The sequence below is a fragment of the Methylopila jiangsuensis genome (genome assembly GCF_027922305.1).
Taxonomy (GTDB): domain Bacteria; phylum Pseudomonadota; class Alphaproteobacteria; order Rhizobiales; family Methylopilaceae; genus Methylopila; species Methylopila jiangsuensis.
Window position 1 is genome coordinate 821,346 of sequence record NZ_BSFK01000005.1, and the last position, 14,244, is coordinate 835,589.

The window sequence follows — 14,244 nt, forward strand, 5'->3', positions numbered from 1 at the left end:
TCCGAAACGCGCCGTTAACGCCGTTCGTGACAGCGTGGGGACCGTTCCTTTTCCCCTCGCGGCCGGCCCATGATCCGCGTCGACTTCGCAAAGCTCCGGATTCTGGTCGTGGACGACAACGCGCATATGCGCCGCATCGTCCGCACCCTGCTGCACGGCTACGGCTCGCGCGAGGTCTACGAGGCCGAGGACGGCGCCGCGGGCCTGGAGATGTTCACCACCCACCTGCCGGACATCATCATCGTGGACTGGGCCATGCCGATCTTCGACGGCGTGGAGCTGACGCGCATGATCCGGCGCCCCGACAGCGGCATGAACCCTTACGTGCCGATCATCATGCTGACCGGGCACTCCGAGAAGAGCCGCGTCATCCGCGCCCGGGACGCGGGCGTCACCGAGTTCCTGTGCAAGCCCATTTCCGCCAAGGCGCTGCACCAGCGCCTGCTGAACTGCGTGCTGAACCCGCGGCCCTTCATCAAGACGCGCGACTATTTCGGCCCGGACCGGCGGCGCTCCACGTCCAACACCTACAGCGGGCCGGAACGACGCTCCAAGAACGACGCTTACGTGCAGGACGCCGCGCAGCTTCGTCTGCGCGAAAGCGTCGTGTCCTGAAGGCCGCCCATGCCCGACCAGCCCCCGATCCTCCCCGCCCTGTCCGATGACGCGGCGCTGCAGGACCTCACCCTCGAACCGACGCTCGAAGGCATGACGTGGGACGTGCCGGCGGAGACCTTCGCCGACCATGTGGTGCTCAGGCCGCCGAACGCCCTGAAGGAGCGCTCCGCCCAGCCGGCCACGCGGGGCGACCGGTCCGGCCTCGAAGCGGTCTCGCGCGCGGAGCATGCGCTGGAGCTGCTGTCCGCCGAGTTCGACGGCTGGATGACAGCGGAGATCGAGCGGCTCGAATCCGCGCGCAAGGCCTACGACGCGCAGCGGGATGCGGCCAACGAAGCCGCGCTCTACCGCTCCGCCCATGACCTGCGCGGACAGGCCGCGACCTTCGGCTTTCCGCTGGTCGGAGAGATCGCGGACGGGCTCTGCCTGCTGATGGAGACGCTCGGCCCGGCGGCGCCCCAGCCCCATCTCGACCGCCATGTGGAGGCGATGCGGGCCCTCGTGCGCGAGGACGTGCGGGGCCGCCACCTGCCGCTCGCGATGGAGATCGTGGACGGCCTGGCGCGGCTCCGCGCCGACATCCTGCCGAAAACGCCGGGCGCCTGACCGCCCATCGGGAATGAAGGACGCGCGCGTCCCCCGCCCTGACGCAGCGTCCGTCCCCAAATCCCGGCCTCGAGCGAAGCTCCAGCCCCGACATCCTGCGCAGCGACGGAGCATCCGGCTCCACGCGCCGGACTTCGCCGCGACGGCGGAACCTTGTCATCCGCGAAGCATAGAAAAAGGCGCCCGCAGGCGCCTTTTTCAGAAGCTCAGGACCGTCACTGCCCGGAGGGAGCAGGCGTTGCGGGCGGGGTCGCGCCCTCGTCCGGGGTCGCCGGCGGATTGGCCGGGGGCGGGGTGTCGGCGTCGGAATTGCCGCCCGGCGCGGTGGACTGGGCCGGGGCGTGCTGGGGCGCCTGGGAGTCGGCCGGCGCGGCGCCGGGCTCAGGCTCCTTCGGGTCCGCCGACTGCGGCGTGATCGTGCCGTCGGTCTGGGTTCCGGGCGCTGCGCCGCCGGACGCGTCCGGCGCGGGCTGCTGCGGGGCCGGCATGGGCGGCTGCGCCGGCTGGGCGCCGCCGCGACGCTCGCTCTCCTCGCGCAGCTGGTTCAGGATGCCGCCCTGCCCCGTGCCGAGCGGCGCCTGCGGGCCCGCTGCGCCGGCGGGCGCGCCGGCCGGCTGCGGCGAAGCCGCGTTCGCCGGCTGCAGACGGTCGAGCACCGAGCCGCCGCCGTAGCCGGCGAGGATGGTGAGCGTCAGGCTGGTGACGAAAAAGGCCGCCGCGAGATAGGCGGTGAGGCGCGTCAGCGGGTTGCTCTGGCCGCGGCCGGCCATGAAGCCGCCGCCGCCGCCGATGCCGAGCGCGCCGCCCTCCGACTTCTGAAGCAGCACCACCACGACGAGCGCCAGAACGATCATCAGGTGGATAACGATAAGGACGGTCTGCATGAGGCTCGCGGCGATCTGATGGAATGACGGCGTCGCCGGCCATGCGTCGGCGACGAAGTGCGGCTGTTTACACCACGCGCTTCCCGCGCGCCAGCGCCGGGGCCGCGATCAGGCGAACGCGGCGCGGGCGATGGCGAGGAACGAGTCCGCCTTCAGGCTGGCGCCGCCCACCAACGCTCCGTCAACGTCTTCGACCGCAAGCAGTTCCACCGCGTTGCCGGGCTTGACGGAACCGCCGTAGAGCACGCGGAACGCCCGGCCCGCGTCGCCGAAGCGGCGCGCCAGCTCGTCGCGGATGAAACGGTGCATCTCCGCCACCTCGTCCACGGTGGGGGTGAGGCCGGTGCCGATGGCCCAGACCGGCTCGTAGGCCACCACGATGGTCTCGGGCGACGATTCGTCCGGCAGGGAGCCCGCGAGCTGGCGGCCCACCACGGCGAGCGCCTGCCCGCCCTTGCGCTCGTCCTCCGTCTCGCCGACGCAGACCACGCCGACCAGCGAGGCGCGCAGCGCCGCCTTGGCCTTGGCGCGGATGAGCTGGTCGGTCTCGCGGTGGTCGCTGCGGCGCTCGGAATGGCCGACGATCACCGCCCCGCCCCCGGCGTCGCGCACCATCTCGGCGGAGATGTCGCCGGTGAAGGCGCCGGAGGCCTCCGGGTGGCAGTCCTGCGCGCCCACGATCACGCCCGCGCCGCGGGTGGCGGTGGCGAAGCTCGTCAGCAGCGTCGCCGGCGGGAACACCATCAGGTCCACCTTGTCCTTGATGGCCGGATAGGCGCCGACCATCTGGACGAACTCCGGCGCGGAGGACGCAAGACCGTGCATCTTCCAGTTTCCGGCGACGAGGGGCTTGCGCGCGACGGTCATGCGGGGCGTCTCCTGGCGGTGGTCCGGAAAGTTCTGGCGTCTTTCTCGCCACGCGGGTTAAGCGAAACGCGGCCTGCTGGCAATTCGCGCGGTCTTGAGATTTGCGACATGCGGCGGGGGCGGCTAAACGTCCGCGTTCCGAGGGTTTCGGCGCGTCCCGCGCCCGACGTCAAAGGCATGTGATCCGCGATGCTGCAAGTTCTCCGCAAAGGCGCCGCCGGCTGGGTCGCCAAGATCTTCCTTGGCGTTCTCGTGCTGAGCTTCGCGGTCTGGGGCGTGGCGGACGTGTTTCGCACCGGAGGCTCCGCCAATGTGGCGGCGTCGGTGGGCGAGCAGCAGATTCCGCTGGAGACCTTCCGCCGCGCCTATCAGGGCGAACTGCGCCGCCTGAGCGAGGAGGCCAAGCGGCCGATCACGCCGGAGATCGCGCGCATGGCGGGCCTCGGCGACCGGGTGCTGAACAACCTCATCAACGAGGCCGCGCTCGACGAGAGCGTGCGGGCCTTCAAGCTCTCGGTGTCGGACGACGAGGTGGCGCGCGAGATCACCACCGATCCGATCTTCCGCGGCCTCACGGGAAGCTTCGACCGCGCCCGCTTCACCTCCATCCTCAACGACAACAACCTGCGCGAACAGGATTACGTGATGCTGCAGCGCGGCTTCACCGCCCGCCGCCAGATCACCGACGCGCTGACGGACGGCGTGCAGGCGCCGGCGGTGCTGCGCGAGGCGCTGCACGCCTATGAATCCGAAAGCCGCACCCTGTCCTACGTCACGCTGCCGCTGGAGGCGCCCGCCGCCGTGCCGGCGCCGTCGGACTCGACGCTGAAGAACTTATTCGAGGACAAGAAGGCGAGCTTCGCCGCGCCCGAGTATCGCAAGCTCGCCACGCTGACGCTGGACGCGGCGGCCATCGCCGCCGACAAGCAGGTCCCCGAGGCGGAGCTGCGCGCCTATTACGACCAGAACCGTCCCCGCTACGTGACGGCGGAGAAGCGCTCCATCGAGCAGATCGCCTATCCCTCGCTCGCGGAGGCCAAGGCGGCGTCCGACCGCATCAAGGCCGGCGGCCTGTTCGAGCAGGAGATGATCGCCCGCAAGATCAGCCCGCAGGACGCCTTCCTCGGCGATCTGACCAAGGCGCAGGTGTTCGACAAGAAGATCGCGGAGGTCGCGTTCGCGCTGCAGCCGAACACGGTGAGCGAGCCGGTGGAAGGCGCCTACGCCACGGTCCTGCTGCGCGTCACCGGCGTGCAGCAGGAGCAGGTGCGGCGCTTCGAGGACGTGCGCGGCGACATCCGCAGGGCGATCGCCGAAGCGCAGGCCAAGGACGAGCTGCGCGCCCGCCATGACGCCATCGACGAGGCCCGGCTCGGCGGCCAGACGCTGGCCGAAATCGCCAAGGCCCAGAAGCTGACGCTGCGCACCATCGACGCCGTGGACGCCAACGGTCTCGATCGCGCCGGCCAGCCGGTGACCGGTCTCGCCACCCAGGCCGACGTGCTGAAGGCCGCGTTCGAGGCCCAGGCCGGCTCCGAGAACCCCGCCGTCGCCATGGGCGAAGCCTATGTCTGGTACGACGTGCTGGAGGTCTCGCCCGCCCGCGAGCGGACGTTCGAGGAGGCGAAGCCGCTCGTGGAGACCCGCTGGCGCGCGGAGGAGACCCGCAAGCGCCTCGTGGCCCGCGCCGACCAGATCGTCGCCGATCTCAAGGGCGGCAAGACGCTGGAGCAGGCGGCGCAGGCTCACAAGCTCGAGGTCGACCAGACCGAGACCACCCGTCTCGGCGGCGCGCCGGCCGTGACCCAGGATCAGGCCGCCGCGATCTTCCAGACCCCGGTGGACGGCTTCGGCAAGACGCCGCCCGGCGCGGACGGCTCCCGGCTCGTCTACAAGGTGACCGCCGAGAACACCCGCCCGTTCGATCCCAAGGCCGCGGACACCACCGGCCAGGCGGCGAAAATCGCGGAAGGGCTCGGCGGCGACGTCGTAACCTCCTTCGTGCGCCGGCTGCGCGACGACCTCGGCGCGCGCATCGACCAGGGCGCGGTGGCGCGCGTGGTCGGCGCCGGCGAAGGCTGATCCCACACCCGAAGCGCCCCGGAACCTCGTCCGATGCTGATCCAGCCGCCGCTGGAGGCCTTCGCCTCCGCCTATGACGCCGGTCAGGCGCAGGTCGTCTCCACCACCCTGGTGGGCGATCTGGAGACCCCGGTCTCAGCCTATCTGAAGCTCGCCGAAGGCCGCGCCAACGCCTTCCTGTTCGAGTCCGTGGAGGGCGGCGCCACCCGCGGCCGCTACTCCATGATCGGGCTGAAGCCGGACCTGCTGTGGCGCGCCCGCGGCGGCGCGGCGGAGATCAACCGCCAGGCCGCGACCGACGTGGAGGCGTTCGAGCCCTGCCCCGGCAGGCCGCTCGACGCCCTGCGCGCCCTGCTCGCGGAATCCCGCATCGAGGTTTCGCCGGCGCTGCCGCCCATGTCCGCGGGCGTGTTCGGCTATCTCGGCTACGACATGGTGCGGGAGATGGAGGAGCTGCCCTCCCCCAACCCGGACGCGCTTCACGTGCCGGACGCCATCCTGATGCGCCCGACGGTGATGGTGGTGTTCGACGGCGTGAAGGACGAGATCACCGTCGTCACCCCCGTGCGGCCGGAGCCGGGCGTGACCGCGGCGCAGGCGCACGCCCGCGCGGTGGATCGGCTGACCGAGATCGTCGAAGGGCTGGACCGTCCCGCGCCGCGCGAGCCCGCGGCGGCGAGCGGAGCGGAAGCCGGATACGCGCTCACCTCCAACACCACGCCCGCCGAATACGAGGCCATGGTGCTGCGGGCGAAGGAGTACATCGCCGCCGGCGACATCTTCCAGGTGGTGCTGTCGCAGCGGTTCGAGGCTCCGTTCGACCTGCCGGCCTTCGCGCTCTACCGCGCCCTGCGCCGCACCAACCCGGCGCCGTTCCTGATCCATCTGGATTTCGGCGGCTTCCAGATCGTGGGCTCGAGCCCCGAGATCCTGGTGCGCGCCCGCGAGGGCAAGGTCACCATCCGCCCCATCGCCGGCACCCGCCCCCGCGGCGCCACCCCGGCGCAGGACAAGGCGCTGGCGGAGGAGCTGCTGGCCGATCCGAAGGAGCGGGCCGAGCACCTGATGCTGCTCGATCTCGGGCGCAACGACGTGGGTCGGGTGTCGGAGATCGGCTCGGTGCACGTCACCGACCAGTTCTTCCTCGAATACTACAGCCAGGTGATGCACATCGTCTCGAACGTCGAGGGCCGGCTGAAGGCCGACTGCGACGCGCTGGACGCGCTGGTGGCGGGCTTCCCCGCGGGAACCGTCTCGGGCGCGCCCAAGGTCCGGGCCATGGAGATCATCGACGAGCTCGAGACGCACAAGCGCGGCGTCTACGCCGGCTGCGTCGGCTATTTCGGCGCCAACGGCGAGATGGACACCTGCATCGTGCTGCGCACGGCGGTGGTGAAGGACGGCCGCATCCATGTGCAGGCCGGCGCCGGGCTCGTCGCCGACAGCGATCCGGCCTCCGAGCAGGCGGAATGCGTGAACAAGGCCAAGGCCCTGTTCCGGGCGGCGGAGGAGGCCCGCCGCTTCGCGACCGCCAGCCGCCGGGGCCAGTGACGCGAGACGGGCGACCTCAAACGAAACGGGCGCCCCGGAGGGCGCCCGTCGGAAGGCCGGAACGTCGTTCCGCTCAGTACCGGCAGGGAACGCGGTAGCGCTCGCCGTAGCGGTTGGTGGCGTAGCAGCGGCGCGGGCCGCGGGTGTTCGAACCGACCACCGCGCCGGCGCCGGCGCCGACCACGCCGCCGACCAGCGCGCCGCCGGCCTTGCCGGTGGCGAGGCCGCCAATGGCGGCGCCGGTGCCCGCGCCGATCAGGGCGCCCGAAAGCGTGCGTTCGTTGCGGGTTTCGCCGCAGGCGGCCAGGCCGAGGCCGAGACCGGCGATCAGAGTGAGAGTGGCGAACTTCTTCATGGGCGTCCAGGCTCCCGTTACCAATACGGCTTCATTTAGGCGGAAGGTCAGCCTCGGCTAGAGGGACTTCCGCGCTCGCCGGCGCGCGCGAGGCAACTTTCGTCAGCCCGCCTTCGCCATGCGAAGCGGTCCCACATACGGCGACGGCGGGCCCTCGTCCACCGAAGGGGCCTTCTCGCTCGCCGGATGCATGGCGTCGGCGAGCTGCAGGAAGGACGCGGCCGGGAGCGGCGGGGCGAACACGTAGCCCTGAGCCACCCGCACGCCCTTCTGGCGCAGGTACTGCAACTGTTCGAAGGTCTCGACGCCCTCGGCGATCAGCTCCAGCCGCATGTCGGCCGCGAGCTTCACCATGCTGTCCACGATCGCGACCGAGTAGCGCTCCGTGCCGATGGCGTCGACGAACATCTTGTCCATCTTCATGACGTCGACGCCCAGCTTGAGCAGGTAGGACAGGCCGCCGTGGCCGGTGCCCACGTCGTCGAGCGCGACCCGGGCGCCCAGATGCTGCAGCCGGGAGATCACGACGCGCGCGCGGGCGATGTTCTGCAGCGGCTGCCGCTCGGTGACCTCGAACATGAGCTGGCTCATGCGGATGGGCGAACCGGCGAAGATGCGCTGCACGTCGTCGACGATGTCGAGATTGTCGAAATGGCCGGCGACCAGATTGAAGCCGAGCTCCAGATGCGGCAGGCGCCCGTAAAGCGCGCCGAGGTCGTCGCGCGCCCTGGCCATCACGGCGAGCGTCATGGGGTAGATCTCGCCGCTCGCCTCGGCCAGCGCGATGAAGCGGCCCGGCGGCAGGATGACGCCCTTCCGCCGCCAGCGCACCAGCGCCTCGCAGCCGATCAGCTTGCCGGACACGATGTCGATCACCGGCTGGTAATAGGGCTCGAACTCGCCGCGCCGGATGCCGTCCGCGATCTCGCGCACCGGCCCCCCGCCGCGGAAGGTCACCATGGCGTAGATCAGCGCGAACAGCAGGCCGAGGACGAAGCCGCCGATGTTGGCGTAGACGAACAGCACCCAGTTCGCCGCGATCAGCGCCGATCCCGGCGCGACCACGTCGACGCTGAGAGGGTAGCGCTCGGAGAAGGCGGTCGAGGACAGAGACCGGATGAACAGCGACGTGGAGCGCGCGCCGTTCGGGTCGCCGATGCGCTCGATCAGCACTCCGCCGTTCGGCACGCTGATGCGCATCATGAAATTGGCGGAAACGATGCTGCGCAGCACGGACGGCGAGAGCCTGTCCGCCGACACAACGGCGCGGTAGCCGCCGCCGCCGATGGAGGCCCGCCAGGTGACCGCGAGGGCGGTCGCGCCCGAGGTGGCCTCCTGGACCGCCGCCACCGTCACGTCCGGCGCGAAGGCGTCATGTTCGGGCGACAGCCGCCGCAGTGGCCGCACCGTGCCGAAGGCCGAGCACGCCGGCGCGTCGTCCGGACCGATGACCGCGATGTCCGCGGCCCAGCCGGCGCGAAAGGCGGCGTCCTTGAGCGCGTCGATCCGGACCGGATCGCAGGACGGCGCGCCCCTGGCCGCCACGTCGACCAGCGTCTCCACGATGCTGTCGAGACGGTGCTCGACGATGGCGAGCACGTCCCGGGACAGCCCGTCGGTCTCGTTCTGCGCGGCCGTGACGAGATTCGCGGCGAGCAGGACGTTGAGCGTCAGAACCGGCGCCGCGATCAGCGCGAAGCCAACCCCCAGCGCCCGTTTCCACGATGTGACGTCCTGCAACGCAGAAACCCTCTCCCGCGAAGCGCGCTCCGATGCCCACGCGCCTCCGGGCCCATTATCTCCGTGTCGCGCTTAACGCGCCGCTAACCGACCCGCGCGGCGTTGACCTGCGCCTCGGTCACCGCGAGCGCGGTCATGTTGACCACGCCGCGCGCCGTCACCGAGGGCGTCAGGATGTGCGCCGGACGATCCGCGCCGACCAGGATCGGGCCGATCGGCAGCGCGTCCGACACCGCCTTGATGAGCTGCGCGCTGATGTTGGCCGCGTCGAGATTCGGGAACACCAGCAGATTGGCCTCGCCCGTCAGGGTGGAGCCGGGCAGCAGCCGTTCGCGCAGCACGGGCGACAGCGCCACGTCCGCCATCATCTCGCCGTCCACCTCGAGCTGCGGCGCCCGCGCGCGGATGATGGCGAGCGCCTCGCGCATCTTGGCGGAGGACGGCGTGTCGTGGGAGCCGAAGGTGGAGTGGGACAGCAGCGCGACGCGCGGCGTGATGCCGAAGCGCGCCACCGTGCGGGCGGCGGCGATGGCGCTTTCCGCCACGCTGTTCGCGTCCGGATCGCAGGTGACGTAGGTGTCGGTCAGGAAGTGGACGCCCCGCGCCGTGATCAGCAGCGACAGCGCGGAATAGTCCGGCACGCCGCTGGACCGGCCGATGATCTGGTCGATGGTCTCCAGATGCTCGTGGAACCGGCCTTCGAGGCCGCAGAGCATGGCGTCGGCGTCGCCGCGCACCACCGCCAGCGCGGCGATGGCGGTGGCGTCGGTGCGCACCACGGTCCGGGCGAGGTCCGGCGTCACGCCCCGGCGGCCGGCCCGCTCCAGATAAAGCGCCACATAGTCCCGGTAGCGCGGATCGTCTTCGGGGTTGATCACCTCCACGTCGCCGGGACCGAAGGTCAGCCCCCAACGCTTGGCGCGGACCTCGATCACATGCGGACGGCCGATCAGGATCGGGGTGGCGATGCCCTCCTCGATCGACACCTCGGCGGCGCGCAGCGCGCGCTCGTCCTCGCCGTCGGAGTAGATCACCCGCTTCGGCGCGGTCTTGGCCGAGGCGAACACCGGCTTCATCACGAAGCCGGAGCGGAACACGAAGCGGTTGAGCTGGTCCTCATAGGCGCGGAAGTCGGCGATCGGCCGGCGCGCCACGCCGGTCTCCATGGCCGCGCGCGCCACCGCCGGCGCGATCCGCAGGATCAGCCGCGGATCGAACGGGCTCGGGATCAGCGAGTCCGGCCCGAACAGGCGGGTCTCGCCGCCGTAGGCGCGGGCCACCACGTCGGACGAGGGCTCGCGGGCGAGCGCGGCGATGGCGCGCACCGCCGCCGCCTTCATCTCCTCGTTGATTGTGGTGGCGGCCACGTCCAGCGCGCCGCGGAAGATGTAGGGGAAGCAGAGGACGTTGTTGACCTGGTTCGGGAAGTCCGACCGCCCGGTGCAGATCATGGCGCCGGGGCTCGCCTCGCGCGCCAGCTCCGGCATGATCTCCGGCGTCGGATTGGCGAGCGCGAGGATCATGGGCTTCTCGGCCATGCGCTTCACCATCTCGGGCTTCAGCACGCCGCCGGCGGACAGGCCGAGGAACACGTCGGCGCCGTCGATCACCTCGGCCAGCGTCCGCTTGTCGGTGTCCTGGGCGTAGACCGCCTTCCAGCGGTCCATCAGCGCCTCGCGGCCCTTGTAGGCCACGCCCTCGATGTCGGTGACCCAGATGTTCTCGCGCTTCGCGCCGAGCGTCACCAGCAGGTTGAGGCAGGCGAGCGCGGCGGCGCCCGCGCCCGAGGTCACGATCTTCACGCTCGACAGCGGCTTGCCGGCGAGCTCCAGCCCGTTGGTGATGGCGGCGGCCACGATGATCGCCGTGCCGTGCTGGTCGTCGTGGAACACGGGAATGCCCATGCGGGCCTTGCAGGCCTCCTCCACCTCGAAGCACTCGGGGGCCTTGATGTCCTCGAGGTTGATGCCGCCGAAGGTGGGCTCCAGCGCGCAGATCACCTCCACGAGGCGCGCGGCGTTCTTCTCCGCCACCTCGATGTCGAACACGTCGATGCCGGCGAACTTCTTGAACAGGACCGCCTTGCCCTCCATCACCGGCTTGCCGGCGAGCGGGCCGATGTCGCCGAGGCCGAGCACCGCCGTGCCGTTGGAGAGCACCGCCACAAGGTTCTGCTTCGCGGTCAGCTCCGCCGCCTGGTCCGGGTCCTCGGCGATGGCGTCGCAGGCCGCGGCCACGCCCGGCGAATAGGCCAGCGCCAGATCGCGCTGGTTGCCGAGCGGCTTGGTGGCCTGGATCTCGATCTTGCCCGGCCGGGCGCCGGTGGTCGCCGATCCCCGGTGATAGACGAGGGCGCCGGTGCGCAGGTCTTCGGACATCTGGATCGGCATTCGCGGTCCCTCCCGGGGGCAACGGCTCTACGTCGTTCGTATGGTGCGGCGTTTGCGCACGGATTAAGCGTTTGCCTAGGGTGATTTTCAGGAAAATTCAACGACAGCAAGGCGACGGACGCCCGTCCCGCGCTTATTTCCGCTCATCCGGCGCTCAACTTCACCGGCGCGTCAGCCGCGCCAGTGCTCGGCGATCCACGGCGTCGGGCGCACATGCTTGTAGAGCTTCTTCAGGCCCCTGGCCGGCCAGCGGCCGTCGCGGGCGTCGTCGGGGTTGGGCTGGCCGGTGAAGCACACCACCCGCGCGTCCGCCGGCAGCTCCACCGGCTTCACGAAGTTCAGCGGCCAGCGCGGCATCAGCGTGTGCTTGAAGCTGACGCACCACGGCGCGGGCCAGTAGGTCTTCGGGCCGATCATGCGGGAAATGTAGGTCTGGCTGTTGGGATAGGCGTTCACCACCGCGGCGGGATCGCGCATCAGCCGGTCGTAGATCTCCACATGAGAGCCCACGTCGAAGCGGTAGACCGAAGTGTTGCCGATGTCCTTGCCCTTCTGGGTCCAGTTCTCGGCCACCACGAAGTCCGCCTCCGGCGCGTAGTCGAAGAAGCCGTCCATGTCGCCGGTGATGACCACGTCGAGGTCGATGAACAGGGCGCGGTCGGTCAGCCCCTCCAGCGACTTCGCCCACAGCGAGACCTTGCGCCACGGCTTCCACATGTGCGTCGGCGGCAGGTCGATGGGCGGCAGAGGGTGGCACTCCACCTCCGGGCGCACGCCGGCGGGATCGTCGGTGTAGCAGACGAGCCGCATGGGGCGCCGGGTGTTGCGCGCGATCATGCCATAGAGCGTGTTGACGTATTCCGACCCGTAGAGCGCGCCCCAGCGGATGCAGATGAAGGTCTGGGTCGTCATGGAGCCTCGGACGGGGGATCGAGCGCGGGATCGTGAGGCGGCGCACCATGCCGTCGAACGCCTGCGTCATCAACCCGCCGTCAGGACGGATCGATCCGCGCCGCTCGCTCGTTCACCATGGCGCGCGCCCTCGTCGCCGGCGAATCGAAACCATCGGGAGTCCGCCTCCGTCATGAAGCGAAGCCTCGTCATCGCCGCCGGCGTCGTCGCCGGCCTCGCGCTCGTCGGCGTCGCCGCCCTGCCCCGCCTGGTCGACGGTTACGCCGAGCGGCAGGTGGACAAGGCGCTGAACGACATCCGCGTGCGCAGCACGGCGGTGGCGAACCGCGGCGCGGTCACCGTCGACCTGGGCTCGCGCACGGTGTTCGTGAACGGGATCACGGTGGAGACGCCGGGCGACGCCGGCGCCAGGGTCAGCATCGACCGGCTCGCGATCGTGCGGCCCACCTCGCTCGACGAGCGCGTGGCGGCGGAGCTGGTGCGGTTCGAGAACCTCGTCATCGCCATCGGCAACGAGACCGTGCGCGTGCCGGCGATCGAGGTGCGGAACTATTCCGGCCCGGCGCAGGGGCTGGTGAGCGCGCCGGGCGGCGGCGACGCCACCCGCACCCAGGCCGACATCGCGGCCGGCGTCTCCGCCGCCGGCGCTTCGGCGCCGCTGATCGAGATGACCAACGCCCGTATCGGCGTCAAGCGCCAGCTCACTGGCCTCGCCTTCGAGCGCACGGACAGCGGCGTGGTGAGCCGCGCCACGGCGGATAAGCTCACAGTGGAGGTTCCCGCCCGGCGCAGCGTCGCCAAGGGGGTTCAGGTTTCGACGGGCCGCCAGACCTTCCACGGCGTCAGCCTGCCCGCCGTGCTGCGGTTCCTCGCCGGCGACGGCGCCGGCCAGCGCGAGCCGGCGATCGACCGGGCGGTGATCGAGCAGGTGGCCGTCACGGCCCCGACGAAGGTCGGCGGCGACGTGAGCGCCGGCGCCGGTCGGCTGGAGCTGGAGAAGATCAGCATCCGCGCTCTGCTGCACCCGGCCGCGACGCTGGAGCTGGCGCAGGACAAGGCCCAGCGCGGCGAACCGCTGACGCCGGCCGAGACGCGGCAGCAGGTTCTGTTCCTCACCGACAGCCTGCGGGCGGCGGCCTTCGGCCGGGTGGCCGCCTTCGACGCGGTGCTTGAGGCCTCGCCGCCGGGTCAGGACCGGGTCTCCGGCTCCGCCGCCCTGATCGAGCTTGCGGGCTACGCCGACGGCGCCCTGCAGCGCGTCAGCCTGCGGGGGGCGCGGGCGCAGGAGGACGATCGCAGCGCCGGCTTCGACGAGGCCAATCTGGAGCGCATCGACGCCGGCGGGCTGCTCGCCTACGCCGAGCGCATCGGCCGCGACGAGATCCTGCTGACGACCACGCCGCTGCCCGAGGACATGCTGAAGCTGTTTCCGCGGCTCGGCCGCGCCAACCTGACCAACGGCGCCTGGGCCGAAGGCGACTGGGCGCTCAAGGTCGGCGAGATCCGCAGCGGCGCGCGGGGCGACGCGGAGGAGCTGCCGAACCGCGCCGGCGTCAGGGTGACGAACCTCACCATGCCCGCGCCGCAGGACCGCTGGTACTCGCCCTATCTCAAAGACGCCGGCGTCGAGCGCCTGAACCTCACCTTCCGCATGGTGGCCTCGCTGGACCCGGGCTCGCAGGTGCTGACGCTGGAAGGGCTCGACTACAGCGATCCCGAGATCGCCGACGTGCATGTGGAGGGCACGCTCGCCAACGTGGACCCGGCGCTCGCGATCGAGCGGGGCGGCGCGTTCGTGGACAAGCTCTCCCGCGTGGCGCTGCGCCCGATCGCGCTGCGGGTGGTGGACCATGGCGGCGTGGCCGCCGCCTTCGCCGCCGGCGCCAAGGCGCGGGGCTCCACGCTGGAGGCGTTCCGCGAGAGCTTCACCCAGGACGCTGAGGCGCGCCTCACCGCGGTGCTCGGCCCGTCCGCCCAGGCCTCCGCCACCGCGCTCGGCCTGTTCCTGCGCGGCGGCGGCAAGCTGGAGGCCACCATCCTCCCGCGCGCCGACGCCACGCTGCTCAACCTGATCCAGCTGGCTCGGCTCGGCCCCGAAGGCGTGGCGCAGGCGCTCGACGTCACCATCACCAGCCGCACCAACTGAGCCGACGGCGCGTCAACGTTCTCCGGGCGCAAAACGGCGGTGAAGCCTCCGGAATTCCTCAAGACAGGCTCTCACGCGCCCCGACAGGACGAA

General features: G+C 71.0%; 11 protein-coding genes. 5 read left to right on the forward strand and 6 right to left on the reverse strand.

The window, feature by feature from the left end:
• Positions 1-69: 69 nt before the first annotated feature.
• Together PKE85_RS05390 and PKE85_RS05395 are read left to right on the forward strand one after the other, a co-directional pair.
• Positions 70-615, forward strand: coding sequence for a response regulator (locus tag PKE85_RS05390; RefSeq protein ID WP_271203747.1), 546 nt, complete (start codon positions 70-72; stop codon positions 613-615).
• 9 nt (positions 616-624) lie between these two features.
• Complete coding sequence (locus PKE85_RS05395; protein WP_271203748.1) at positions 625-1,224, forward strand: Hpt domain-containing protein; 600 nt, start codon at positions 625-627, stop codon at positions 1,222-1,224.
• A 215-nt stretch (positions 1,225-1,439) separates the two neighbouring features.
• Here the strand turns inward: PKE85_RS05395 and secG are convergent, their stop codons facing one another.
• The gene (secG, locus tag PKE85_RS05400; protein WP_271203749.1) at positions 1,440-2,108 is read right to left on the reverse strand and encodes a preprotein translocase subunit SecG; all 669 of its coding nucleotides are present in this window, start codon (positions 2,106-2,108) and stop codon (positions 1,440-1,442) included.
• A 108-nt stretch (positions 2,109-2,216) separates the two neighbouring features.
• Complete coding sequence (gene tpiA / locus PKE85_RS05405) at positions 2,217-2,975, reverse strand: triose-phosphate isomerase (RefSeq protein WP_271203750.1); 759 nt, start codon at positions 2,973-2,975, stop codon at positions 2,217-2,219.
• A gap of 189 nt (positions 2,976-3,164) precedes the next feature.
• Here tpiA and PKE85_RS05410 point away from each other — a divergent pair, with 189 nt between their 5' ends.
• Complete coding sequence (locus PKE85_RS05410) at positions 3,165-5,057, forward strand: SurA N-terminal domain-containing protein (RefSeq protein WP_271203751.1); 1,893 nt, start codon at positions 3,165-3,167, stop codon at positions 5,055-5,057.
• A 33-nt stretch (positions 5,058-5,090) separates the two neighbouring features.
• Positions 5,091-6,608 (forward strand): anthranilate synthase component I, encoded by a 1,518-nt coding sequence (gene trpE, locus PKE85_RS05415; RefSeq protein ID WP_271203752.1) that lies wholly within the window; start codon positions 5,091-5,093, stop codon positions 6,606-6,608.
• Between the two features lie 73 nt (positions 6,609-6,681).
• On the opposite strand, the gene PKE85_RS05420 is transcribed toward trpE, so the two are convergent.
• The 4 genes from PKE85_RS05420 to PKE85_RS05435 all read right to left on the reverse strand — a co-directional run bounded on the left by PKE85_RS05420 (position 6,682) and on the right by PKE85_RS05435 (position 12,005).
• A complete protein-coding gene (locus PKE85_RS05420) occupies positions 6,682-6,963 on the reverse strand; it encodes a YMGG-like glycine zipper-containing protein (protein ID WP_271203753.1) in 282 nt (93 codons plus the stop codon).
• A 102-nt stretch (positions 6,964-7,065) separates the two neighbouring features.
• Entirely contained in the window at positions 7,066-8,703 is a 1,638-nt protein-coding gene (locus PKE85_RS05425) for an EAL domain-containing protein (protein ID WP_271203754.1), read from the reverse strand.
• Between the two features lie 83 nt (positions 8,704-8,786).
• Entirely contained in the window at positions 8,787-11,093 is a 2,307-nt protein-coding gene (locus tag PKE85_RS05430) for an NADP-dependent malic enzyme (RefSeq protein ID WP_271203755.1), read from the reverse strand.
• 171 nt (positions 11,094-11,264) lie between these two features.
• Positions 11,265-12,005 (reverse strand): hypothetical protein, encoded by a 741-nt coding sequence (locus PKE85_RS05435; protein WP_271203756.1) that lies wholly within the window; start codon positions 12,003-12,005, stop codon positions 11,265-11,267.
• Between the two features lie 172 nt (positions 12,006-12,177).
• Between PKE85_RS05435 and PKE85_RS05440 the strand changes: the two genes are divergently transcribed.
• Entirely contained in the window at positions 12,178-14,151 is a 1,974-nt protein-coding gene (locus tag PKE85_RS05440) for a hypothetical protein (RefSeq protein WP_271203757.1), read from the forward strand.
• Positions 14,152-14,244: the final 93 nt, after the last annotated feature.